The organism is Amycolatopsis sp. NPDC059657 (genome assembly GCF_042734395.1).
GTDB lineage: Bacteria > Actinomycetota > Actinomycetes > Mycobacteriales > Pseudonocardiaceae > Amycolatopsis.
This window is the reverse complement of sequence record NZ_JBHWEB010000009.1, coordinates 62,252-88,491: the sequence shown is the minus strand read 5'-3', so window position 1 is coordinate 88,491 and position 26,240 is coordinate 62,252. Positions and strand designations below refer to the sequence as shown.

At 69.4% G+C, this 26,240-nt stretch carries 12 protein-coding genes; 2 read left to right on the top strand and 10 right to left on the bottom strand.

What is annotated here, in order from left to right; all coding sequences use genetic code 11:
* Nucleotides 1-60 precede the first annotated feature (60 nt).
* From ACFV15_RS07560 to ACFV15_RS07520, 9 genes are all read right to left on the bottom strand, one after another.
* Nucleotides 61-213, bottom strand: a complete 153-nt coding sequence (locus ACFV15_RS07560) for a hypothetical protein (RefSeq protein WP_378349371.1) — start codon at nucleotides 211-213, stop codon at nucleotides 61-63.
* Between the two features lie 15 nt (nucleotides 214-228).
* Nucleotides 229-942: an isopentenyl transferase family protein gene (locus tag ACFV15_RS07555; RefSeq protein ID WP_378349369.1), complete on the bottom strand. Its 714-nt coding sequence runs from the start codon at nucleotides 940-942 to the stop codon at nucleotides 229-231.
* A 163-nt stretch (nucleotides 943-1,105) separates the two neighbouring features.
* On the bottom strand, nucleotides 1,106-1,450 hold the full coding sequence (locus ACFV15_RS07550) for an Lsr2 family protein (protein ID WP_378349367.1): 345 nt from the start codon (nucleotides 1,448-1,450) through the stop codon (nucleotides 1,106-1,108).
* A 137-nt stretch (nucleotides 1,451-1,587) separates the two neighbouring features.
* The gene (locus tag ACFV15_RS07545) at nucleotides 1,588-2,160 is read right to left on the bottom strand and encodes a CAP domain-containing protein (protein ID WP_378349366.1); all 573 of its coding nucleotides are present in this window, start codon (nucleotides 2,158-2,160) and stop codon (nucleotides 1,588-1,590) included.
* 98 nt (nucleotides 2,161-2,258) lie between these two features.
* A complete protein-coding gene (locus ACFV15_RS07540; RefSeq protein ID WP_378349364.1) occupies nucleotides 2,259-4,022 on the bottom strand; it encodes an acyl-CoA dehydrogenase in 1,764 nt (587 codons plus the stop codon).
* Nucleotides 4,019-9,289 (bottom strand): SDR family oxidoreductase, encoded by a 5,271-nt coding sequence (locus ACFV15_RS07535; RefSeq protein WP_378349362.1) that lies wholly within the window; start codon nucleotides 9,287-9,289, stop codon nucleotides 4,019-4,021. The genes ACFV15_RS07540 and ACFV15_RS07535 overlap by 4 nt, the downstream gene beginning before the upstream one ends.
* Nucleotides 9,286-10,683 (bottom strand): acyltransferase domain-containing protein, encoded by a 1,398-nt coding sequence (locus ACFV15_RS07530; protein WP_378349361.1) that lies wholly within the window; start codon nucleotides 10,681-10,683, stop codon nucleotides 9,286-9,288. Before ACFV15_RS07530 ends, ACFV15_RS07535 begins: the two co-directional genes overlap by 4 nt.
* A 29-nt stretch (nucleotides 10,684-10,712) precedes the next feature.
* Nucleotides 10,713-11,531, bottom strand: coding sequence for an SDR family NAD(P)-dependent oxidoreductase (locus ACFV15_RS07525; protein ID WP_378349359.1), 819 nt, complete (start codon nucleotides 11,529-11,531; stop codon nucleotides 10,713-10,715).
* Nucleotides 11,532-11,546: 15 nt separating this feature from the next.
* Nucleotides 11,547-11,768 (bottom strand): DUF5988 family protein, encoded by a 222-nt coding sequence (locus tag ACFV15_RS07520; protein WP_378349357.1) that lies wholly within the window; start codon nucleotides 11,766-11,768, stop codon nucleotides 11,547-11,549.
* A 231-nt stretch (nucleotides 11,769-11,999) separates the two neighbouring features.
* Here ACFV15_RS07520 and ACFV15_RS07515 point away from each other — a divergent pair, with 231 nt between their 5' ends.
* Nucleotides 12,000-13,352 (top strand): hypothetical protein, encoded by a 1,353-nt coding sequence (locus ACFV15_RS07515; protein WP_378349356.1) that lies wholly within the window; start codon nucleotides 12,000-12,002, stop codon nucleotides 13,350-13,352.
* A 136-nt stretch (nucleotides 13,353-13,488) separates the two neighbouring features.
* Nucleotides 13,489-14,700 (top strand): 4-hydroxy-3-methylbut-2-enyl diphosphate reductase, encoded by a 1,212-nt coding sequence (locus ACFV15_RS07510; protein WP_378349354.1) that lies wholly within the window; start codon nucleotides 13,489-13,491, stop codon nucleotides 14,698-14,700.
* 35 nt (nucleotides 14,701-14,735) lie between these two features.
* Here the strand turns inward: ACFV15_RS07510 and ACFV15_RS07505 are convergent, their stop codons facing one another.
* Nucleotides 14,736-26,048 carry a hypothetical protein gene (locus tag ACFV15_RS07505; protein ID WP_378349352.1) on the bottom strand — a complete coding sequence of 3,771 codons (11,313 nt, stop codon included), beginning with the start codon at nucleotides 26,046-26,048 and terminating at the stop codon, nucleotides 14,736-14,738.
* Nucleotides 26,049-26,240 lie beyond the last annotated feature (192 nt).

Genomic DNA, 26,240 nt, shown 5'->3' with positions numbered 1-26,240 from the left:
ACCCACTCCCCCCCCCCCCCCCCCCGCCGGGCTATTGGGGGTGGGGCGTGCGGCCGCCGGTTAGTACCGTCGGCAACACTCACGAGTCTTTTCGGGCAGCAGGAGCACTCCTGCCTTGGTCAGCACGGCCGCCGTTCCCGCGCCCAGCACCACCCAGCTGTTCGCCGGGGCGAATCCCCGCGTGGCCGCCTTCCGGATCCGTTCGTCCGACATGAGACACCTCCGACACTAATCGGTGTGATTTACCGCGTGTTGTTCATCGGAAAGCGACGAGAAGGCCGCCTCCTGCGCTATCCCGCGCTCGAGGTGGGCCTGGGCGACCCAGTCGGCGATGTCCATGAGCAGGTTCGCGTCCCGTGGCAACGAGGCCAGGTCTTCGGGATTCACCGACGCCTCTTCGCACCAGCGGACCAGCGCGTCGAGACCGCTGATCGAGCTGACGAACGGTCTCTGCCCGATGGCCCGCCAGGCCAAGGCGAACTCGTCGAGCATGCCCGCGGTCAGCATGCGCAACGCACGGGCTCGCAGGTGCAGGACGTGTGCCGCCGGGTCATCGATGGTCAGCACCTGCGAGGTGAACCGGAAGGGCAAGCTCGCGCGGCATTCGGCGAGCCCGCGCGTCAACGAGACGGAGGAAACTTCCACCAGCACCAAGGGATTTTCACCGGCCAGCACCTCGATCTGGTGGAGCAACGCGCTTGTGGCCACCTCGGCCGGGAATTCACCATCGCGCACCTGCCGGGCGGCCAGGAAATAGCGGGTGACCGCGTCGCCTTGCGGCCGGGCGCTCGTCACCGCGATGTCGAGGTAGCACTGCGTGCGGTCCGCGACGACGACCGGCGCACCGGTCGCCCGCGCGAACTCCCCGGCCGCCGTCGATCTGCCCGTTCCCTCAGGCCCGGCGATCACATGGACCTGCGGCTCGCAATTCGCTGAGGCCATGGCCTGCTCCTCGATGACGCGTGGAGAACGTCACGGATCCACCCGATGCGGGCCGCTGTTCTACGTCTGACCGAGTCTACTTCGGACGCCGACGCCGACCGCGAACAAATGAATCCTTTCCGCGCTTCTCGGAAGCGATTCCCGGAATTGCGCAGCCCGCCGATCAGGGCCTCGACGCCGCCGCGAACGCGGCCGTGACTCGCGCGGAGATACGACCCCGGTCCGCGATCCGGTACCCGTTGGCCACCGCCCACGCGCGAATGGCCTGGGACCTCTCACGTTCCGCTGTCGTCATGCTCCGACTCGTGTCCGAGACGGCTCGCAGCTTCCGGCCACCGACCCGACGGCCGGCGGAGACGAACTGCGCCAGCCCGTCACGCAATTCGCTCGCATTCGCGTCGGAAAGATCGATCTCGTACTCCACGCCGTCCAGTCCGAACAGGACCGTCTGGTCGGCTTCGCCGCCATCGATGTCATCGGCCAGCTGAACAAAGACCTTCTGCGCCATGGATTCCTTCTCTTTCGCACGATTGGGTCAACCACTCCTGACAGCCAGGGTAATGAGGTGGCGACGTCGCACAAAAGCAGCAAAACGGTGATTTTGTTCGAACGGTGAGTTTCTCCGCGTACTGCGGAATCCGCTCCTCAATACCCGAAATTCTGGGTCCAGCACGGCCCGTTGCGCGCGACGAAGACGACCCCGATCCCGATGGCGGTGAAGTGGGGATTCAGCAGATTCGCCCGATGCCCCGGACTGTTCATCCAAGCGTCCATCACGATACGAGGGGTCGCTTGGCCGCGCGCGACGTTCTCGGCTCCGGGCGCGGAGTAACCCGCTGACAGCATTCGCTCGGCCGGGGTCACCCCATCGGGGTTATCGTGCGCGCAGAAATCACGTCGCGCCATGTCCTTGCTATGTGCCCTGGCCGCTGTGCGCAGTTTCGGGTCGACGCGCAGCCGCCGCAGGTCGGCCTTCGCCCGCACCTCGTTGACCAGCCGGAAAACCGCGTCTTCGTTCTTCTCCTGATGAGCGCTGCTGCCCACCACCGACGCGAACGACTCCTGCCCGAGCTGCCATTCCACGTCACCCCATTCGGGTTCCGGCTCCGGGTCGGAACCGGCGGCGTCCGCTGTGCCGCCCCGGCCGAGTGCCTGCGTCCGCGCACGATAGGTCACCGTGGTTCCGTCACGCCGCTTCCGCTTACGGCTAGCCGGCATGCGCCACCTCCCATCGCCGTCAGAACCCGCTACCCAAGTCGTATCTTGCCCTACTGAGCGCACGCGGGCACTCAGTAGGGCGACAGCGCGATTCGCGCTTACGGGTACTCAGTCGGGTAGTCCTCCGCGTCTATCGGAGCCCGCAGCAGCTCTGGCGGCAGTTCGAAGGCGTTGACCAGGTCGTGTACGGAGTAGGTGAGTTTTTCGCAGCACGCGTTGAGCAAGGCCGGGATGGCGCGGGCCTGTTCCACCGTGAGCAAATTCTCCGCGAGATGGAAGCCGATATCGCGCTCCACCCTTTCCAACGCGTACAAAGCGATGAGCGGTTCCAAGGTGGCGTCGGTGGTGACGGCGTCGGTGAAGCAGGCCAGCTCCAACCGGTCGGCGTGCACTCGAGCGAGCTCGAGAGCGAGCGGCAGCCGGTTGTTCCACGCGTCGAACGGTGGCTGCCCACGCCGGTGCGCGCGGCCGAGTTCCTCGGTGAGCCGAGCGTGGAGCAGCCGCTCCCTGGCCTCGGCGAGCTCGGTCCACAGCCGTGGATCGGTGAGTTCCCGCGCGCTCGGTTTCCCGGCTTCGGGTGGCCGGTACTGCTCCCCCGCCGCCAGCGCGCGGCCCGCTTCGAGCGCGATCAGGTGACTGTCGCCCGCCGCGGGATTGAGCAGGTGAGCGAAGCCTTGGTACTCCACCAGCCGGTTGGCGGTGAACATCCCGTGCGCGCCGGCGCGCAACCCGCACTCGGTGGTGACCCGCTCGGCTGTCCAGCACGCCGCCGCCTTGACCAGCCCCAGCGTCCGCCCCAGCGCGAAGATGCCGTGCTCCTCCGTGGAGCCGGTCATGGTGGCGATCCACGCCCGCTTGGCCCGGTTGACCAGACAGGTGCTGGCGTAGGCGGCGGCGAGCGCGCCGAACAGCGCGCGTTGCTGGGTGCGGAATTCGAGGACCGGCCGCTCCGCGGAGACCCTCGAACGGCTGATCCGGTGACCGGCGTGGCGGATGGCGATGGCCACTGCCGCCCGGCTGACGGCCGCCAGCCCCGCCGCCGAAGCCACCCAGGCGTTCTCCCGCACGGTGAGCGAGCGCTGCAGCCGCGCCGCGGTGTCACCGAGCGGATCGTGGAAGGTGCCGTCGTTGTCGAGTGTCGCGCGGTCACGGAGCCAGCGGTGTTTCGGCAGCCGTGCGCCGTCGAACTCGATCGACGCGTAGTCCAGCTCGAGGAAGGGGGTTTCCGGCAGCGGCCGGATCCGCACCCCAGCTGTCACGCCCGTTTCGTCGCGCAGCCGGACGACGAAGCCGAAGACGCCGTGGTCGTCTTCCCCGACGATCAGCCGTGCGTACACCACACCGACCTTGGCGACACCCGGCAATGCGTTGTTGGACATGAACTTCCGGGCGCCGGCGTCGGGCGTGTGCAACACGAACTCCCGGGTCGCCTGGTCGTAGCGGGCCTCGGTGCGGATGGCCGCATGGCTGTTGCCATGCCCGATCTCGGTGACCACCAGCGTGCCGATCGAAGCCATGGAGTCGACTTCGCCGAGGTACCGTGCGAGGTCGTCGCGGCCGGTGCCGAACTCCTTGATCGCGCCGACGGCGAGGCAGTAGTGGATGGTCAGCGCCAGGAACACGGGTGGGCTGACCACGGCCGCGGTCTCGAGCAGTGTCAGCAGTGCTCGAGGGTCTTTCAGCAACGTGGAAGCCGAGGGCAGGTGGTCGCTGAGGAAGCGGATCCGCTCGTAGGTGAGTCGGCATCGTTCAGTATGGGTAAGGCCCTCACGGCGGTAGAACAATTCGTGCGAAAAGAGCACCGCGAGTTCCTTGCGCGCGGCTTCGTCCTCGTTCTCATGGACCACTGTGGACAGTGTCATCGCGTCTCCATCTCCGCTTTACGCGGTGCTTCGGTGCTGGCCATGACCCCGTGCACCCGCAGCAGGACGGTTCCGTCGGGTGCTTGCGCGGTGGCTGTGTCCCTGGTGGCCGACAGGACGATCCGGTCGCCGTACTTCCCGGTCAGCGCGACGTCGTTGTGCTCGGTCAGCACGTCCACCCTGTCGATCGCGACGGGCGCGGGCGGCCGTTCGCCGTGCTGGCGGGTCAGCAATGTCAGCTGGAGCAACGCGTCCAGCAGCAACGCCGGGATGGTCAGCGTGGCGAAGACGCCGGACCAGCGACCGAGCCGAGGAGCGAAGTGGGCGGTCATCCACCCCTGCCCCACCCGGACTTCGCCGAGCGAAGCGAAGGGACCGCTCAGCTCGACCAGCCCGCCCGGTGAGTAGTAGGCAGGCACGAACGGTTCGCCGCCTGATGGCGGTAGCGGTTCTTTGACAGGCTCTGGCCTGCGGCCTGCGAACGTCACGCCGATTTCGGCGTTGAGCAGGTCGTGCCGGAAGACCTGGCCGTCGGGCCCGGCGAGGTCGCTGAGCACCTCGACCTTGCCGTCCCGCACCCGCAGGTGGCAGGCCCGGTTCGAAGTGACCGGGAAGTAGAACTTGGCGTCGCGCAGTGCGACGGGCACACCGTCTCCCGCGGCTCGCACGGCCAGCTCGGCGATGAGCGCGCCAGGCAGGGTCGGAACACCTTTCAGCAGATGATGTCCCAGGTAACCGTCGCGCACCTGTTCGGGTGTCCACTGTAGATCCGTGGAACCGGATTTCGGGCCGAGCCACGGCGTCCCCTTCAGCAGGCGACTCTCCGCCTCGCCCAGAAAGGTGACGACCTTGCTTTGTCCCGGTGACGCCAGCTCGGCGAGGTAGAGCCGCTTACCCTCCTCTGTGGACAGTCCGGTGAGCTCACCGCGACGGCGCAACAGGTCACGGGTGAGGGGTTCGGCGGCGAACCCGGCCTCGTCCCACAACGCCCAGGCGATCGTGCGTTCGGTGCTGTCACCACTGTCCGCTGCCGCGTTGAGGAAGTCGTTGCCGGAGCAGTAGTCCGCTTCGCCCTGCCAGCCCAGTACGGCGAGCAGCGAGCCGAAGTTGTGCCAGATCCCCGGCGCCCTGCCGTCGAAAGCCGCACGCAGGTTCCGGTAGGCCAGCAGCTTCGTGTCCCTGACCCGGCGAGCGTCGGCCAGTGGCGTGGCGCGCACGGTGCCGCCGTGGTGCACGCCCGCCGCGTTGATCAGCAGGTCGACCCGATCATGCCAGTCGTGGATGTGGTCGATGGCGGCCTTGACCGCACCGGCGTCGGTGAGATCGCAGGCCAGATGCTTGACCCGGCCTTCACCGCAGTGCGCGCTCAGCCGGTTCATCGTCAGCCGTACCGCCGCCGCTGCCCGGCGTTTGTCGTACTCCGCGGACAGTTCGGTCACCGAGCGCACCGGATCTTCCCGCAGCCGCGCGGCCAGGAAGTCGGCTCGTGGCCCCGGGTCGCCGTCCTCGCTGGGTGACTGACGGCCGAGCAGGTAGATGGTCGGTCTGGCGTGTTCGGCGAGTGCGGTGAGCACTTCGGCGGTGAGGCCGCGCCCACCGCCCGCGGCGACCACGACGCTGTGCTTCCCGATCGGCATCGGTCCTGCCACCATCGGCGCCGAGACCAGCGTGTGCTCGAGCCGTTTCCCTCCACTGTGGACAACGGCGGAGAGTTCGAGGTGGTTGCGTGACTCACCGGCCAGTGTCGTCAGCCCGTCACGCAAGCTCGCGGCTTCGGTGAGCACCGCGAAGCTCAGGCCGTCGGGCGCTTCCCTGGCCATGCTCTTGACGAGTCCGGTGAAGAGTCCCGTCTCAGGCCTGGGAACGCCCGCGCGCACCGCGTCGGTGAGCAGTACCGCGAAAGACGATCCGACGGTCCCGGTCCACCGCGCGGCGGCCAGGTAGGCCAGGTCGTGGAGCAGGTGCAGGCGGTCGGTGTCATCGGTCAGCCGCGCGAGCACCCGGACGTGCGGGACGTCGCCGTCGGGCAGCAGCCCGGCCAGCGCGGACGGCACTGGCGCGGGACCGGCCGGGGGCATGATGACCACTCTCGCCGTCGGCGGCAGCAAAGCCTGGGTGAGCGTCGCGGCATCCGGCACGATGACGAGCGCGTTGTCCGGTATCGCCGGTATCTCCGGCCGTACCTCCCGTGGCACGACGGGATTCAGCTCGCGCGCATAACGCTCCACAGTGGACGGACCCGTGACCTCGACCCGGGTGCCCTGCGTCCCGGAGACACTGCCCGACTCCTTTCCGGATAGCAGCGCCAGTAGCGCGACGATCGGGTCGGCGCCGAGATAGGTCCGCCCCTCGGGCAGCCGCCGATCAGGGAGCGCAGTCGCATCCACTGTCACGCGGGTCGTGCTGATCCTGGCGAGAACGGGCAGGCCATGTTCCTGAGCCACCGACGCGCGAGTGAGCACGGTGAGGAACGCGCCCTCGGCGAGCGCGCGGTCACCGCCGACGACCTCGGCGAGTTCGGGCGTGCTGTTTCCGTTGACCCCGGCCACCAGCGCCAGGTCGAGATCACCGTGGCGCAGGTAGCGTTCCGCGGTGCGCAACGCGTCGAGCCCGGAGTCCGGTCCGGTGTCGACCGTGACGTTGAGCCCGTGATAGTCGGCTTGGGCGGCGAGACGGGCCGGGATGATGTTCGGCATGATGCCGGGGAAGGCGTCCTCGGTGCTGGGCGGGACGAGCGCGCGCACGGCGTCGGCCAGCCCGTCGTCGAACTGGTCGCCGAGGTAGCTCCGCAGGTCGCCGAGGTAGCAACGGAGCGCGTAGTGCACCGCGCGCCGCGTCGGTCCCATATGGCCGACGACGATGCCAGTGGTGTCGTGCAGCTGGGCGCAGGCGGCCAGCACCGCGCTGTCGAGCCGGGCAGCCGCGCGCATCAGCATGATTTGGCCGCGGTCCATGTTGCGCAGCGTCGCCGGTGGCAGCCGGACCTCGCTGAACTCGGGCATCGGATAGTCGACACCAAAGCTCTCCGCCGGCGCCGGTCCCTGCCCGCGAAGCCACCGTGCGACGGCTTCCCAGTCGCTCATGCCCGGCAGGTCGGTCGCCCAGCCGACGACCACGATGTCCTCATCCGTTGTCTCCGCGATCGAGGTGTCGCCCGGCTGATCGGTGAGCAGGAGATGGGCGTTGGTGCCGCCGAACCCGAATGACGAGACGGCGACCCTCCGCGGTGGTCCCGGCGGCAGTGCACTGGCCGTCATCGGCGGGGTGAAGCGGGTGCGGTCCAGCGCCGCGATGGGCTTGCGCAGATAGCGCTGCGCCGGGACCTCGTTGTGCCGCAGGCCCAGCAGCCCGTGGATAAGCGAAACCAGCCCGGCCGTCCACCCGGTGTGCCCGATGATCGGCTTATTCGACGACAACAGCGCCGCCGCGCCATCGCCCGCCACCTCTCGCAGGCTGGTGACTTCGGCGGTGTCCCCTGCCTGTGTCCCGGTCGCGTGTGCAATCACCCAGCCAACCGACGCAGGGTCCGCGCCGCTCTTCGCGTAGGCACGTCTCAAGGCAATCGCCTGCCCGGCGGAGTTGGGCGCGTAGATGGCTTTCCCCTTGCCATCACACGAAAGCCCGACACCTTCGATGATGCCGAGAACGGTGTCGCCGTCCTCGCGGGCCTTGCTTAGCCGTTTCAGCACCACCACACCGGCGCCGTCGGAGAACAGCACTCCGTTGGCATCGGCGTCGAACGAGCGCACCTCGCCGGAGCGAGACAACCCGTGCAGCTTCGAGAACAGCACCAGATTCCGCGCGCTGTAAGCGAAAGCGCCACCGCAGACCGCCACGTCCGCCGTGCCGTCCCGCAACGCCTTGACGCCAAGGTCCACTCCGTACAGCGCGGACGAGCAGGCGGTGTCGACCATGACGAGCTCGGTGTTGGCGGGCAGCACGTCCTGGACCGCGTTGCGGCCGACACGATGGGGCAGGTACTCGTAGGCGGAGCCGCCGAGCCTGTCGTACCTGGCGCGCAGCTTCTCGGCCACGTCGGCGTCGGTCCTGGCCAGATAGCCCGACAGGACCAGCCGTTCTTCCAGTTCCTGGCTGCCGTCGGCGGTGTATCCGAACGCGGCGAAGAACTTGTCGCCGCGCTGGGTCCCGACGCCCTCCAGCGCAGTGAACAGGCTGTGCCGCAACCACAGCGTGGTGGATTCACGGCTGGGCACGGTCCCGTCGTCGAGTTCCGCCTGTAGCCGCGGATGCGGGGTGAAGCCGGTGATGAACCCGGAGTGCCGCGTGTAGGTCCGGTCCTCGGCCGACGGGTCCACGGAGTGGAACGAGTCGATGTCGTACAGGGCGGGTTCGGTGAAGACGTGCTCTCGGCGGTTGAGCGTCCGCCAGAGCTCCTCGGGATTGTTGGCGCCAGGGGTGACCACGCCCATGCCGACGACGGCGATCGCGTCCGGATCCTCGGCAGGCTCGTCCGAAGTGGACGGTTCCGCTTTCGGCGAGAGCATCACCGAACCGAGTGACAACCCGCCGTCCGCGACGACGGTCTGGCCGGTGATCCACGAAGCCGACCGGGAGGCGAGGAACACCACCAGCTCGGCCAGTTCCCGCTCGGAGCCCAGCCGGTGCCCCAGCGGGGTCGCCTCCCGGACCCGCTGGGCGAGCTCGGCCGCGTGCGGGAACATGGTGGCGACCGTGCCGTCGATCAGGCCGCCGGAGGCGGTGTTGACCCGGATGCCCGCCGCGGCGAACTCCACGGCCAGGTACCGGGTCAGCGCCTCGACCGCGGCCTTCGAGGTGCCGACCGTGGCATAGTCGCTGATCACCAGCGAGCTGCCGACCGACGACAGGTTGACGATCGCCGGGTCGCGGGAGCCCGCCATCAGCTTCGCCGCCAGCCGCGAGCACCAGAGGCTGCCGCGCAGGTTGGTGTCCAGCGCGCGTTGCCAATGCGACTCGTCCAGCTCGTCCAAGGGCAGCAGCGCGCCCGCCGCGGCGTTGTTCACCAGCACGTCCAGCTTCCCGTGCCGCCGCTCGACCGCGTCGAAGAGCGCCTCGACCTGGCGGCGGTCGGCCACCGAGCCGCGCAGCAGCTCGGCCGATCCCAGCGCACTCAGTTCCTCGAGTACCCGCGGCGCCTCGGTCGTGGCGTGGAAGTAGTTGACGATGACATGGGCGCCGCGGGTCGCGAAGGCCCGGCTGATCTCCTTGCCGAGCCCCCTGACGCCGCCGGTGACCAGTACGACCCGCCCGGCGAACTCTCCCGTCAACGGAGCGCTCCCTGAGCCGAGGAGAGGATGTGGTCGGCGATCTTGCCCAGGTTGGCGAGTTCCCACACCCGGAGGCCGCCGGGCTCGTCCGGCAGCCTGAACTCCTCGATGACCTTGGTCAGCAGTGAAGTCTGCTTGAGTGAGTCGACGCCGAGCTCCGCTTCGAGCGCGGCGTTTTCGGTCAGGATGTCGGCCGGGTACTCGAGTGCGTCGGCGTACAGGGCCCGCAGCCGAGCGAGCACGGACTGACGCGCGTCACCGTTGTGCGAGACCGTCGCGGCCTGCTGGATGACGTCTTCTTCCACCCTGGCCGCCGGGATGGCATCCGCTTTCACAGGCACCGGCAGCGGCACCGATACCGGCGCGACCACCGCCGCTTCCGGTGGCGCCGCGGGAACGGTGAGGGTGACCACCCGCTTGGCCGTCGTCCTCGCGCGCAGTGCTTCGGCCGCCGCTCGCAGCTGAGCGGTCTCCGCCGCCGGGTCCAGCAGCGGCGCGAAGGTCTGCACCTTCGGCACAGTGGCCTGCACACAGCGGGTCAGCGCGTTGAGCGCGCCTGTCTCCACGAACTTCTTGCAACCTTGCGCGTGCAGGGTGCGGACGGTGTCGGTGAAGTGGACAGGCAGCACGAGGCAGTCGGCCAGCGCCTGCTTCAGGTCGTCTCCGTCGTGATAGCGGCGGCCGTGGATAGGTGACAGCACGGGACGGCGCAATGGCCGCTGGCGTACCGGTTTCATGAGCTCCATGAAGTCGCCGACCGCCGCTTGCATAGACGGATGGTGCGAGGCGTACGGCAGGTTCAGCCTGGCGAAGAAGAAGCCCAGTGCTTCGGCGGCCTCCCCTGCCCGCATGATGGCCGCCGTATCCCCGGAGATCACCGTCTGTTGCGGAGCATTGGCGCAACCGATCACCAGATCGGGTTCCTCGACCAAGCCGATCAGGTGCTTGACGACAGCCTCGTTCGCGCCGATCGCGGCCATCGCGCCGAGCCCTTCCCACGGCCGCAGCGCCTCCGTCCGCGCGCACACCAGCCGTACGCCGTCGGCGAGATCGAACGCGCCCGCACAGACGAGCGCCGCCATTTCACCGAAGCTGTGTCCCACCAGCAGGAAGGGGTCCGCGCCTTCTTGGACCAGGATTCGATGGGTCGCCACCGAAGCTCCGAAAATAGCCAGCTGTAGTAGTTCCGCCTGATTTTCGAGCAGTTCCTTGATCGAGGCCTCACGCGGCCCGAAAAGCACGTCCGAAACCGGCGGTACCCCGTATTCGGCGGCAGTGGCGTCGATCTCCGCGAACAGCTCACCGACCAGCGGGTAGGACCGGCGAGCCTCGCGCAACACATTGCTGGAATAGGCACCAAGGCCGGGGAACAGAAAGACAGAGCGGTCACTCATGTACTTCTCCTTTGCTGGGAAAGTGAATTTCAGGAAGGGATCCGGCCGAGGCCGAGCAGCTGGAGCATCGTCGGGCCGCCCACATAGGCGGTGGCGCCGCCATCCGCGACCAGGCTGGCGCCGGTCACCAGCCGGGAGGCATCACTGGCAAGGAAGATCGCGGCGCCGACCACGTCTTCCGGCCTGCCCCACCGGCCCGCCGGAACAGCGCTCAGCAGGCCGTCCGAGGCCTGCGGGTTCGCCGAGAAGGTCTTCGTCAGATCGGTGCTGATCCAGCCGGGCGTCAGCGCGTTGACCCGCACGCCCGTCGACGCCCATTCCGCGGCGAGCGTCCTGGTGAGAGAAAGGATCGCCGCCTTCGACGCGGCGTAGGGCGACATCATCGGTACGCCGGCCATCCCGGCGATGGACGACACGTTCACCACCGCGCCGCTGCCACGGTCGGTGAAGTGGGCACCCAGTTCCTGACACAGGTTGACCACGGAGTCGAAGTTGAGACGCAGCACCTTCGCCCAGTCGCCTGGTTCGAGGTCGAGGAAGGGGCCTGCCCATTCGAAACCGCCGGCGTTGTTGACCAGGATGTCGATCCGGCCGAACTCGGCGAGCGCCGTGGTGACCGCCCGGTGCACCTGATCTCGATCGGCGACGTCGCAGGTGAGAATCACCGCGCGGCGGCCCAGTTCTTCGATTTCCGCGGCGAGCTTCTCGAGTGCGCAGGTGCTGCGGGCGAGCAAGGCGACATCGGCGCCCGCTTCGGCGTAACCCAGCGCGATCGCCCGTCCTATTCCCCGTGAAGCACCGGTCACCAACGCGGTTTTCCCGGCCAGACCGAACAAATCACTTACCATCGACAAGATTCCTCCTTACTCGGCCACTTGAGTGAATTCCGTCCACCGAAAGACATGCAGCAACTGGTCACCGACCTCCGCGGTCTCGTCAGTGGCCACGAAATGTTCGTATCGGTTTCCGCGGCAGAGCTTGAATTTCCGTTGTGCGGCGTCCAGCGTGCGCAGCCGCTGAGGTGCGGCTATCGCGCTGGGCCCGCCCAACAGCACGGTGTTCGGTGACTTTCCGTCCGCTCGCATGGTTTCACTCCACTCGGTCGGCCGTGCAGATTCACGTGCAGGTGAACGCCGAAGGCGGAGCGGGAGAGCGTCGGCTCACTCGTTTGCCTTCTGCTGAAGGGGTACATCCCTAAGTAGGCTCCTTTTCGGCGACGCTGCCAATGCCCATGCAGGGTCACCGCCGTCTAACTTCGAGGCGGACTTGACACATTGACCCTTACGCCGACGGTCTCACCTGAAATGAGGGATTCAATGGAATGCTCGCGCTCGCCCAACGACCGGCTACGCGCGTTGCTCGCCGAAGCAGGCTGGACAGGCGGCGACCTGGCTCGCGGTGTCAACACGATCGCCGCCGAAACGGGCCTACGCGTGAAGTACCGCCGAGCCTCCAGCGCCCAATGGCTGGCAGGTGGCCAACCGCGGGAGCCCGTGCCGAGGTTGGTGACCGAGGCGTTGTCTCGCACGCTCGGGCGGCCGATCACGCCGTCCGACGCGGGATTCCACCGGGCGAGAACGCCGGGCGGACCGGACCACGAAAAGGAGAACACCGTGGTAAGCCAGCTCGCCGGCCTCGGCCGCGCCGCGACCCGGCGTGATCTGCTCCGGTACACGGTCTACAGCCTGGGCTTGCTGACCGTGCCCGACTTACCCGAAATGGCGGCGCCCGTGGAAGCAGTGCGCCAGGCGCGGCGATATCCGTTGCGACTGGGCACCACCGAGATCGAAGCGGCGGCAGCGGCGCTGAGGTTGTTCTCCGAGTCGGAACGAGCTCTCGGGGCGAGCCTGGTCCGGGATTCACTGGCGGAATATCTGGCGGGAACGATCGCGCCATGGCTGCGCGCGAACACGGCCACCGCCGAGCTGCGGCAGAGACTCCTTTCCGTGGCAGCCGAATTGACCTACTTGTTCGGCTTCCTGTGTTTCGACGATGAGCTGCACGGTGCGGCCCAGCGGTACTACCGGACCGCGCTGCGCTTGTCGGCCGAAGCGGAGGACCCCGGGGTTTACGCGATCGCACTGCGTTCGATGAGCGTCCAGGCACACGCTCTCGGGCACCATGGCCAGGCCGCGCGCCTCGCGCAGAGCGCGGTGGAGACTGCCGCGTCGAAGGTGCCCGCACCCACGAAGGCGTTCCTGCTCGGCCAGCTCGCCGTCACTTCGGCCGGCGTGGGAGACCATCGCCGAGCCGCCGCCGAACTCGGCTCGGCGGAACGCCAGCTCGACATCATGCCGAACGAGTCCGCGTCCGTGGGCGCGTACCACTACGCGTCACTGGCGCACCAGCGCTCGGCGGTGCTCGCGAGCGCCGGGGATTCCGATGGCGCCATCGCGGCACTGCGAGAGTCGATCCGCCACCGGTCAGCGGCCGAACCCCGTGCGCGCGCCATCACCCAGGCGGGCCTGGCCGAGTTCCAGCTCGACCGCGGCCGGGTCGAAGAGGCGGCCGATGCCTGGAACAGCTTCCTCGACACCTACCCGAGCGTCCACAGTGGACGGGTCAGGACCGCCATGGTCACACTCCGTGCCCGAATGCGGCCGCACCAGAAGTCTCCGGCAGTCCGCGCGTTACTCCACAGAGCGACGGCGCTTCACCATGAGGCCTAACGGTAATCGACCGCTACACCCCTCGGGCACACAAGTCATCCACTGGCGTTGTTCTGGCCTCGACCATGATCAAGTTCCGGCTTTGCCGATTACGATTAGTCACCATGACGGCAAATTGCACAATGCAGGACCTTCGATGAACCGATCTGTGGAGCGGCGCCGCTTCCTGACCCGCGGCGTTCCATCAGGCGAGGTCAGGGTCGGCTGGTTCGACCACCCGGTACGCGGGCCGGTGCGCTGTTCCGCCGCACCGCTGGTGATCGGCAGCCTGCGCAGGCGCGGACATCGGACCACTGAGTCTTTCCTGCCGATACACCATTCCGGCGACGCGGTGCTGTTCACCGCTTCGTACCTCGACATGGCGGGCGAGGCGGTCGGCATCGCGGCGTCCGCCAGCGCGAAAGACCCCGTGGCGCTGGCGGCCGCCGAAGAGGCGATCGAATCGTGGTCGGCGGTCTGGCGTACCCGGCGCCTGCTGGTAGCCGTCACGAACCCGGTCTGCTCCGGTGCGAGACGAGCGAGCCGGATGGTGGAAGACCTCCCGGGCGAGGCGTACGTCATCGAAGGTGGGCCGCTCGAGTCGAGCGGCCTCGACGCGGTGACCGTGGTCGGCGAACTCGCCGCTGTGCCACCCGGCGGCACGGTCGTTTTCCCGCCGTCGGGCGTTCCGACGAGCTTGCGTGTGGAAGTCGCGGACCGCGGGCTCGGCATCGTCGACACCACCTGCCCGCTGGTGGACGCCATGCTCGCCGACGTGCGGCGGTTCGCCGACCGCGGTGACACGGTCTTGATCATCGGCAAAGCCGGGCATGCCGCGGTCTCCGCACTCGCGGGCGAAGCACCCGGCGCCACCGTGCTGGTCGAGTCGCCGCGGGACATCGAGGCCTTGCGAGTCGACCCGGCCCGGGTTTCCTACCTGATCAGCGGCGGTGTCCCCGTCGAGGACGTGCTGGAGCTGGTCGGCGCGCTCCGCGCCCGCTTCCCCGGCCTGCGCGGCCAACATCCCGACGGACTCTGTTACGCGGCATCGGATCACCTCGGCACGGTGCGCGCCGTGGCGGCCGTCTGTGAGGTGGTCCTCGTGCTGGGCGCCGCGGGGCCGGCCAGCACACGGGAGCTGGCGGACCAGGCCGCCGCCAGCGGCGCCGAGACCCACCGCCTCACGAACACCGGAGAGATCCGGCCGGGTTGGCTCACCGGCGCCGCCACGGTCGGCCTGGTCACCGCGCCCTCGGCCAAGCCGTGCCTGCGCGAGGAGGTGATCGAGGCGTTGTCCGGACTGGGCCCGCTTTCCGTGGTGCGGCGCACCGACGTGTCGGAGGTCGTCAAAATCCACGGTTTCCGGTGACCGTCGAACATGTCACCCTGAGCGCTTCAACCCGGTCAGGCCCCGCTCGGGGTCAGGAAGTCCTTGAGGCTCACCCCGGCGGCGGTAACACCGAGACGCGACGGTGTGATCGCCGCAACCCCCACAGGCCTGTTGTCCCTGTGCACCACACCGAACTCGACATCAGCCGAAGAGAACTCGTGCCAGCCTGCCAGCTCGGCTGGGAGCGCACTCCGGACACCGAGGGAGGAATCAACCTGCCTGGCAGTCCAGGCCTCGCGCACGCGGGAAACCGTGACCTCGCGCCATCCCGTCACGCTCAGCGCGTCGCCTGGCCGCGGTAGCACCGCTTTCGGCGCGAACACCGGCCGGTCGAAGCCGAACGTCTCGCTGAGTGTCTCCCGGAAATCTTCCGGCGCGGCCGAGGAAGCCGGTGCCTGGCCGGCCTCCGACCGGGCCAGCAGCAGCATCGACACCGGCTGGCCCACGGCTCCCGCCGCGTGAAACGCCACGGACTGCAGCACGACCTTGGCCAGACCGGCGCCGCCCACTTTCACCCTGCTGCCGTCCCGCAGCTGGAGCCGGAACTCGCCACCGGCCGACTGGACGTCCACCAGGAAGGATCGCCGAGGCCACGGCACCTCCCCGCCATAGGCCGAGCGCTCGTGAGCCACCTCGGCCTGAAACGACACGCCGACCGTGCGGCCGCCATCGGTCAGCGCCACCGATCGGACCTCCGACGCGGTGAAGTACCTCGTGACGTCGGCGGCATCGACACCCAGCAACCCGGCGGAGCCTGCCGAGAACACCTTCCAACGACCACCCTCACGTATCCCGGTGATCGCGGCGTGCGCGAGCGGCAGGCTACCCGTCACCATGCTCTTGAGCCGCTGTGCCACCGAGTGCTTCAGCACCGTGCCCACGTCGTACGCCAGGTCGACCACCCGCGTCGCGGCGACCACCGGCTGCCGGTGCCCGAACTCCGCCTCGAGGGTGTGCTGGAAGTCGTACGCGGCCCCACCGCGACGGGAGTCTGCGCCTGCCAGGCAGACCAGAAGCACGATCGCGCGCCGATCGCCGGCGGTCACGCCCGCTCGGAACGGCGCCGCGGCGGCCACGGCCCGCGCGAAGCTCGATCCGGGGACCCGCACAGTGGTGCCGTCGGTGAGGGTCGCCATGAAGGATCCCGGCGCACCGTGGGTGCTGATGTAGAACGAGTTCTTCGGCCACGGCGCGGCGCCGCGCTGTACGCCACGTCCCCGGGCCCGGTCGTAGAACGGCGCCGTACCCGGCGCGAAGTAGCGCGTGAACTCCTTGCCGGGGATGACGCCCTTCGCCCACCTGACGTCGAAGTGAAGGCTTTCGCCCTGCAGGAAGGTCATGCCGATCGTGCGCCCGCGTTTGGTCAGTGGGTGAACCTGCACCTCCTCGGCGCCGAACGAGCGCAGCTCGCCGGTGGCGGTCAGCCCGAACAGCCCGCCTGGCACCGCCTGCACCGGCCTGGGCACCTCGACGTCGCTCCGGAATTCCTGTCCGAACCCGCGCGACGCGAACGATCTCGAGAACGCCCAGCCCGGCCAGCTGTTGTCCGAGCGGAGACGGCCGTACGTCCGCCGGAACGCGAAGTCCGCCAACGAGGTAGGCACGTCCTCGCTCGAACTCCGCCGGGCCGGCGTGCTCGCCACGTGCGGAGTGGGCAAGCCTGGATCGTGCAGTCCCAGTGACTCCAGGCCGCGTCGATCCAGTTCGATCAGGATCGGCTCGTCCGGCCCGGTCCGCACCGCCGAGGCCCACTCGGCAGGCGCGTTCTTGGCCCGGTAGACCGGCCGCAGCCCCCAGAGCGGGGTCACCCGCACCAGATACCGCTGTTCACCGTCCACCTCACGCGCCGGTTCGGTCCGCCTGGTGCTCAGCGAAGTGGTGTTGTAGTCGGCCAGCGGCACGATCGGGACGGTGGTGTCGCTGATCATGACGGCCGGACGGCCTCGTTCCGTTCCCGCGTTGAGCGCCCTGATGTCGAGAGTGGAGGAAAAACCCAGCTCCCCCTTGAGGTCGCTGGTCAGCTTGGCCGTCCGCGTGTCGTTCACGTCCAGCTTCAGTGGCGCGCCGCCGAGTACCCGGACCAGTTCCCGGTCGACGAGATCGGCCGTGAGGCGGACATAGGACATCGCGTCACCGGCCACCGGGATCACGTATCCCTCCGCCGAGAGCAGTTCACGCACGTTCGCACGCAGTGGTGCCGACTCGGTGGCACTGCGCAGCTGGTATCCCGCACGTGGCCGCAGCGCGGGACGGCCGTCGGCGCCGGTGGCCAGCGCGTTCAGCGCGGCGTGCAGCCCGGGCGCGGCGAAGGAACGGACGTGCACCACCGCGTCCGCGGCCAGGCCCGGCTGCCTGCCGGTGAGCCGCTGCCAGTCCCGTAGCGAATCGGCGACATGTTCGATCGGCCGCTGAGGCCCCCCGTCGAGCGGGATGGTGTCTTCCTTCGGCACCGTCGACCGGATCGCACCCGGCAGCTCGAACTCGCTGCGCCACAGCGCGCCGACCGCGCGCGGGCCCGGTGTCGGGAACCAGGCCGGCAGGTGTTTGCTGTAGTGCCCGCGCCTGGCGTACGGATACACCTCCATGGTGACCCGCAGGTCGTGCACGAACTGGACGGCTTCGCCGGAATGCGCCGCGGTCACGGTGTCCTTGCGCTCGTGGGTGACCTCGGTCGTGGCGGTCAACCGGCGCGTGGCGGCCAGCCCCGCGAGCAGCAGGCTGCCAGGACGGTGCTCGGCGCTCAGCGAGCTGACGGCGCTCAGCCCGACGTCCAGCGCCCAGCGGTGCTGATCGGTGGTGCCCGCCGCCTGGATCGTCTCGACCTCCGCCGACCCCGTGTCCTCCGTGATCGTGCGGTGGTAACGGCCTTCGCCGGGCTCGGCCCGCAGCACGACCAGCTGCTCGACCTTGCCGAACGCCGTCTCGCCCTCGATGAAGATCGACCGGCCGCCGGTCAGCATCTCCCTCAGCGCGGAGTCGGCGACCGCGCCGGTGAGCGTCGGCCCCAGCACGTCGTACACCAGCCGGTCGTTGATCGGATCGAAGGGCGACCGCGGCAGTGTCCCGGCGGATTTGACGTGTGCCTCGTGGGCGACCACCCCAGGCCCCCGGTGCTCGTCCGCCCAGGCTTTCAGCCGTTCCTCCACCTGATGCACGAGTTCGGTGCCTGCCTCCAGCCGGTAAAGCTGCACAGTTCCGGCGCCACGGCCCACGTTGCCAGGAGCCCGGACCTCCCCCGTCGGCACGGCGTGCTCCGCGAGCTCGGGCGCGCCTGCCGGCTCGACCGGGTCCACGCGCTCGCCGCGGTAACGCTCGGCCTCGGTCGCCGCCAGCTTCGCCACGTCGGAGGCGGTCAGCTCGCCAACCCGGTGCACCTCGCCGGCAGGCACCCAGATCTTCACCGCGTCCGGCAGGTGGATCCACTTCGCTTTGTCGCGCGTGGTGCCGTGGTGCCACAACCCCACCACGTCACCCCAGTCACGACGAGCGGAGGTCCGCACCTCGTAGGTGGCGTCGAACCCGACGAGGTAGCCGCGCTCGACCCGGTCGCCGCGTGCGGTGACCGTCGCGCTGTCGATCTTGATGACCCCGTCGGTGTGCGTGTGACCCACGCCGATGGCCAGCTCCGCGCCACCCGCCAGCACCCGGTTGACCGGCTTGACCTCCAGCAGGGTCAACCTGGCTTTGACACCAGCCCCGGTCTCCGCCTTGGCTTCCCTGGTGGTGCGCGCCTTTCCGGAATGCTGGAAGGTGTGCGTCTCGTCGCGGGCGATGAGACGCGGGTTCCCCAGCCGCGCGGACAGGTCGACCCTGGCGACGAGCTCCCTGCTGCCGAGCAGGCCAGGCTGGTTGTGGCTCTTCAGCCGAACGGTGTCCTGGAACAGCGCGACGCGCTCGAACTGGGCGGTCCGTGCCGTCGGGGCGGCGAAGTTCTCCAGCTCGTCCAGTGCCACATTGCGCTCGTCCGGCTCGCCTGCCTCACGTTCGAAGATCGGTCTGCCCTTGTGCTGGTCGATCTCCGGCGGCCGTGATCCCACGGCGGACGTCGACAGCCAATCGTGCCAGCGGGTGCCTGCCGGGGCGTCCAACATCGCCGTGACGGTGCCGAGCAGGTCGGGCACCGGCTTGAGTGATTCCAGCGCGAATCCCGGCGGCAGGCTCCCGGCGCGCAGGCCAGGTCGGGTGGCGTCATCGTGCCAGTTCGCGGTCTCCTCCTCGCGGCGCGCTCGGGCACCGGCGTCGAAGACGTCCCCACCGCGGTTCGTGGCCGCCAGCTCGACCCTGCCGTCGATCTTGGCCACCGGGTAACCGCTGGTTTCACCGCCGTCGCGCCAGTGCAGCAGCTCGCCGGGCGCCGACCAGCGGCCGCCCGTACGCACTTCGAACTCCGCCGGATAGTCGAACCGGTGCACCGGTTCCGCCGATTTCAGCGACTTCTCGATGCCGACGTGCTGCTCCGACTTCCCGGTGTCGCGATAGTTCTGTTCGCGAGTGACCTGAAGGTTCAGCACCGTGCTGGCCGGCTTGCTCTTGTAGACGTTGCCCACCAGGCCGCGCGAACGGTCGACGCCCTTGGAGACCTCCACGATGTGCGTGTGGCCGAGCGACACCTTGCCGCCCAAGGTTTCCGACTCCGCGACTCCGAGGTAGCGCGCCTTTTCCGGCTGGAGCACGCCGCGCACGAACACATCAGGGGCGCCCTTGTGCCAGGCACTGAGCGGGAACCGCACCCCGTCGCCGCCCTGGACCACCTCCCTGGCGCGCTCGGCGAGGAAAGCCCGTAGCCGTTCGTTGAGCCGTGCCAGGTCCTTCGCCCTGACCCGCCCGGTCGCTTCCAGCCGGTGCAGCACCCTGCCCACGATGTCGGCGACGACCGCTTCGGGCAGGCGGAAGCGGGCGTCGACCCGGTCGGGCAGCGCGAACCGGTCCGCACCGGCCGGATCCTTCGACACGGGTGTCGCGGCAGGCTCGGTCTCGGCGCGTGGTGCGGGTTCGCCGGGCCTGGTCCACACCGTCGCCGTACCGGGCACGACGACGGACGGTTTGTCGCCGGCGCGCACCACGTAGCCGAGCTCGACCCGCTGTTTGGCGAGCTGTCCGTCGTACACCCTGGTCAGCTCGTGGCCATGCTCATCGGAGCGGACGGTGCCGGTCTTGGTGTTGCGGTAGGTCGAGCCGACGAAGCCGGCATAGCCACCGAGCTGATGGATGAAGTCGCCGAAACCGATCGTGAGGCCCGCACCCCAGCGGCGCGTGTACGACTGGGTCACCAGGTTCTCGACACCGAGCTTCCGCGTGTGGGTCACCGAACCCCGCACATCCGCCAGTTGTTCGGTGTCCTTGGCCGCGATCGCGACGACGACCTCGACCGGTTTGCTCCCGCCGAACTCGAATGACTCCCGCACCGGCTCACCACTGAACAGCGCGCGCCCGCTGGCGGGCAGCCGATCAAGCCAGCCGCGGAACCGCCGGATCTCCGGATCGGTCGCCGACACGGTGTCCAGCGCACTCGTGACGGCCCGATAGACCTGGCCCAGCCCGGAAAACTCGATGTACTCAACGGCGTGCGGGAGCACCGGAGCGACCTTGACCGCGTCATCGGCCGTCACGGCGGGCGTGCGCTCCGGCCAGGCCAGCCCGGTCTTGACGTCGTGATAGCCGACCTGGACCACCGGCTTGCTCCACCAGTGCCGCCCCGGCTTCCGCACGGTGATCCGGTAGGTGACGTCGTGCTGGGCGGTCGTGGTCTCGACATCGGATTCGGCGACCTTGGTCTTCACCTCGCGCGTGGTCGTCGAGCGCAGCTCGGAGCCGCGCATGTTGACCAGGCCGGCCACCTTCGCGGCGAACATCACGAACGGCATCGGCACCCGGATAGCCCTCGGCTCGGTAGTCACCGCGCCGCGGACGGTCTGCAGGCGTTGCCTGACCGCTCCGCCACCGTTTTCACGCGAGACCGAGGCGGTGGCCTTCGACGGCTCGCGCGGCGCACTCAGCGCCACCGCTTCGATCGTGACCTGCCCGCCCTTGCCGCTCGCACCGAGATCGACGACCATCCCGCCTTCGAGCGCCCTGTCGAAGTCCTTCTTCAGGTTGTCGTCGGAGAACGCGTGGTCCACCAGCTTGCGCAGGCCGTCCTTCGTGCCGAGCAGGGTGGTGATCGCGGCGCGCAGCCCGGCGCCGTCGACGTCGCCTTCCACCTGAGGCCGGTCGATCCGGGCACGATGAACACGCTCGGCGGGGCCCGCCGGGCCGTACAACTCCGGCGGGGACGGATCGGGCCGGGACTCCGGCGCGGCAGCTCCGGAGTGCGCCCCGGCTTCACCGGTCTGTCCCGTCGCACGCTGGTGCATCCGCTCGGCGGCTGCCACCGCGCCCTGGCGCATCCGCTCGGCGGCCTCGCTCGCGGTCGCCCTCGCCCGCTCGGCGGCTTCCGCCGCGTTCTGCCGCGCCTGCTCCTGCCAGTCGGCCGAACGCTCGCGCGGCGCGTCGGCGGCCGCGTGCCGCTGGTCTGCCTCGTCGAACCACTTCGCCAGCGAACCCTCGCGCGGCCCGTCTGCCGCCGCATGCCGCCGATCCGCCTCGTCGAACCACTTCGCCAATCGAGCGCCCTGATCGCCGGAGTCGGCGGGGAACGACCGTGACTCGGCAGGGCCTGGCTGCGGCCTCGGCAGATCTCCGTCGACAGGCGGGCTCAGCGTCCCCGAACGCAGGACGCGCCATCGATCGGCGGTCACCGTCTCGACCGGCGCGAAGACCTCCCCATGCCCGAACGCGTTGCGGAAGTCCCAGCCCGCGCCGCCCGGCCTGCCCGCCGCTCCGGCCGAATCGGCCAGCAGCACGACCGGTGCCGTCCCGGTTTCCTCCTGGAACCTGCGGAACGGCGCCGACTCGCGCACCAGCCTGGCGAACGCGTCACCGTCGAGGAACAACTTGCGCCCCGCTGTGGTGAGGACGCCGAACGAATCGGGCCGTCCGTCCGCCGCCACGAAGAACCTGCCGGCGGCGCCGCCCGCCGGCTGGGCCCCCTCGCCGTCTGCCCGGTAGGTGATCCCCAGCAGGCGTCCGCCCGCGGACAACGGGCGGCCGGCGATCTCCGCGGCACTGACGTACCGTGCCCGGTTCGTCTCGTCGACCCCGAGCAGTGGCACCGGACCGGTGGTGAACATCCGCCACCTGCCACCCTGCGTCACCATCGTTGCCACGTCCGGGGAGATGACGGCCTGCACCGCGGTGCTCGGTGCGACGACCGGGCGGTCGTAGTCGCCCCCGAACCGTTCGGCCAGCGTCCGCTGGAACCGGTGCGCGGCCCCGCGTTCGGTCGCGCCGGTCGCACACGCGACCAGCACGAAGGCGTCCGGCCGGTGCTCACGGACCGCGCTCTGGAACACCGGCAGCTGCCCGAGTACCCCGGCCAGTACCTCACCGTCGACCGCTACCCGGGCGCCGTCCCTCAGCTGGACTGGGAAACGGCCCGAATCCGCGTGACCGGTGACGAAGAACGCGTTGTCCGGCCAGGGAGCCCACCGGACGGTGACCGCGCCCGCCTGGCGTGCCGACACAAACTCGTCATGCCCGGACGATGCCAGCGAGGTCAGGTTCCGGTCCCCTGGCTGGGCGGCCCAGCGGCGCGCGAAGTCCCGGAGCTCACCGGAGGCGAACGTCACGCCGACCACCCGGCCGTCCCGCTCCAGCGGCGCGACGTCGACGTCGGTCAACGAGAACCGCCGCTCCCTGCCGTCCGCCATGCCCACCAGGTCGAAGGCACGGACCGGCCGCGAAGGCGCCTCCCGCGCCCCTGACGCGAAACGGTGCCATCGGCCGTCTCCCGTCACCACGCCGACCGGCGCGAAGACCGGACGGTCGTGTCCGGCCGCCGCCAGCGCACGCTGGAAATCAGTGGCCGCGCCGCCCGGCCGGCGCAGCGCGCCTGCCGAATCGGCCAGCAGGGTGATCGAGCCCGCGCCGCGCACGGCACGCCGGAACAGCTCCGAAGCGCCCACGAGCTGCGCGAACACCTCACCGTCCAAGGCCAGCCTGCGGCCGCTGACGTGCGTGACACCGAACGAATCGCGGGTGCCATCCGCGGCCACGAACAAGGTGCCCCGGTCACGGTCGAACGCGCCCGGCGGTTCGGCCTCCGCCCGATAGGTGATGCCCACGACCCGCTCACCGTCGACCAGCGGCTCGGGACCCTTGATGTCCTCTGGCCGGAAGAAGCGCAGTTTGCCGGAGTGCAGGCCGAGCAGCGGCGCCGGGCCTGTCGTGAACATCCGCCACACCCCGCCACCCAGTACCGCGGTCGTCCCGGCGTGCTCTCCCCCAGTGACGAGGTCGAGCGGGCCGGTCGGGGCGATCACCGGCCGGTCGTACTTGAACGACTGGCCCAGCGTCTGCTGGAACATCTGCGCGACCCCGTCCGCGACGGCGCCCGCGGCGCAGGACAGCAACACGAACGCCGCAGGCCTGTCCTCCTTGACCGCGGCTCGGAACACCGGCAGCTGCGCGGCGATATAGGCCAGTGCGCCCCCGCTGATCCCCACCTCCGTCCCGTTCTCCAGCGTGACGGCGACGCGCCGCGGTATCGCGTGCGCGTTGATGAAGAACACGTTGTGGGGCCACGGAGACCGCCGCTCGGTGACCACTCCCGCCTGACGTGCCGCAGGTAAGCTGTCGTGCCCGGCAGGCACCAGCGCGGTCCGCTCCCCGCTGCCGGGCGCGGCCGCCCACTCGAGGGCGCCGTCGCGGCCACGGCCCGCGGTGAACGTCACGCCCACCACCCGGCCGCCCCGCTCCAGCGGCGCGTGGCTGACCTCGTCGGCGAAGAACTTGAACCGCTGGCCGCCTACCTGGCCTGCCAACCGGATCCGGTCCGAACCGGAATCGGGCACCGTCGCCTGACGCCGGGTCCCGCTGTCGGCGGCGGGCTCCCGACGCACCAGGTCGCCGACGTCAGGCGTCCCCGCGCTGGACATCCGGAGCGAAGTGCCGTCCAGCGGGATCGGGTCGGCCGCAAGACGTGACCCGGGCTCGGGGCGAGCGGCGCCGTCACCGAACGAACGATCGAGCGCGGTGCCGAAGCTGCCCGCCGTGGATGTCGCCACCAGGTCCCGGCCGCCGCTGGGGTCCCGCATGGACAGCGCGGCAGTGCGTACCTTGGTGAAGACTTCGGCGTCCACCGCCGGTTTCCGGCCATCGGCCACGTCGGCCGTGAGCCGACCGCCTTCGGCAGGCACCCGCGCGAGAGGGGTGGCGACGACTGGCCCGCGGTGGCCGAGCACTGCCGCCGGAACCTGCTGGGCTTCGTTACCCGAACCTTCGGCTCGGCGCTGGAAAGCGGCACCTCCCGCGTCGTCATGGCTCAACGGCAGTCCGACGGGCTTGCCGTACTGGGTGGTCAGCCCGCCAGGGACTTCAGTTTCTCCCAGGAAGCGGGACAACGTGATTTCCTTCGGCCGCGCCTGCTCGACCGATTCGCCGCCCCGCGCCGAACGGCCGGACGTCTCGTCGACGACCGGCCGGTCACTCGCCGCGTTGGACGGCCCCCCGACCTCGACCGAGCTCTCGGTTCCGCGGGGTCCGCTGCCGGTCGTGGCCATCGATCCGACCGTTTTGCCACCCGCGGCCGGATGGGCGACGCCGGTGCGGTCTCCGGCTCCGGTCGTCTCGCCGCCTCGGCCACCACCGGCCACAGGCTGCGACCGCTCGATGGCGCTGTTTCCTTCCGACACGGGCTCCGGTGCCTTCACGGCGCCGCTCCCACCCTCAGCGGGCACACTCGGCGCCCCACCTTCGGCGACCAGCCGCGACGGCCCGCCTGCCACCGGAACCCGCAGGCCCCCGTCGCCGCGGACCGCGGAAGCCGCTGTTGCATCGGCACCGCGCCCGGCATCCGGCACGGCGACGCGGGACCCAGTACCTCCCTGGCCACTTTCGGCAGGCAGCGAAGACTTGCCGCCATGGCCGGACCCGGCGACACCGCGCGGCTCACCACCTGTTCGGACATCCCCACCCCGACCGGCCGCAGGCGTCCCGGTACCGGTGCGGCCGCCAGGCACCACCGACTTGCCGGTCTTCGCGCCCCCAGCAGGCCGAACCCCACCACCAGACACCACCCTCTCGCCGGGAACCGCCGTCGGCTCGCCGGTGGTGGCGCGCCCGTTCGTGCTGAGGCCGGTCTGCTCGGGCGTCCCATGCCCACCGGCCGAGCGTCCACTTTCGACAGTGAGATGCGGCGTACTCCCTTGACGACCACCGGTGTCCACAACGGGCTTGTCCACAGTGGTTAATGGAGGCGGGTTCGTGCTGAAAGCGGTCCCGACCGGTGTGCCGTTCGCGCCCTTAACAGGCAGGGGGTTGCGCCCGGCGATCGTGGTAATGCCGCTCAGGTCCACGCCGCGCAGCGGCGCCAGTGGCTTCACAGTGCCGCCGGGAACATGCGCGTGGGAGTGGCCGCCACCGGTGTCCAGCGCGCCGAAGATTCCCTCCATCGCGCTGCCAGGGCTGTGCGTGGCGGCGTTGATCAGCGGGTTGCTCAGTGCCGCGGCCGGAATCTGGAGGAAGGCGCTGCCGAGCGGCCCGAAGGCGCGGACCGAGCGGGGCATCGCCCTCCAGAGGTCGCGACCGACCTTGCCCGCGATACCGACGAGTCCCTGCGCGACGCCACCGAGTGCGCCCCCGATCGCACCGCCGATGGCGCTGCCCCGCAGTGACGTGGTGTCCATGCCTTGCCGATGCCCCTGCGCGATCTGCACACCCTGGATCCCGGCGTCGAGGCCCACCATGAACCCGGCGCCCGCGACCGCACCGATGAACGCCTTCATCGCGAGCTCACGGGTCATGGTGAGCAGGCCGACCTCCATCAGCCTGGTCATCAGTGCACGCAACGCGATTCCGATGCCCAGCCTGGCTGCCGCGACGACCGAGGGCACCGCGAGTGCGCCGAACAGGGAGGCCAGCAGGGAGGCGATCGTGCCAGCCAGTATCCCGAGCATCACGATGATCATGATCTTGGTCTTCTGGATGTCGGCAGCCACGTTCTTCAGCATCTTCGAGTAGGCCTCGGCCTGCTCCTGCAACTGGATCGCGCCGTCATGGAGATCGGTCGCGAGCACGTCACGGATGCTGTCACCGGTCGTGCCCTGGATCACCTGCGAGTAATTGTTCGCCTCGGTGATGAGGTCGTCCCCGAGCGCGGAGAGTTCGCCGGCGAAGGCACTCCAGGCACGAGCCAGATCCCAGAGATCGTCCTCGCTCCCCTCAGGCCATGGCATGCCGACCGTGACCTCCAGCAACTTCTGGAGGCCATGCGGCAAATGCGTGACCATACGAGACCCACCTGACCAGGGAATGAGCTGATGCGACTTTCGCTCTCACAGTTCAGCTTTCCTGCCGGCCCCCTTGCACGCCTGATCAACCCTGATGGACTTTAGGTCCGCGTGCCCCCGGTCACCCGAATGCACGACGCCGATTCGTAACTCTGAGGGAAATCATTCGGTAAGCACGATGTTCACTCACTT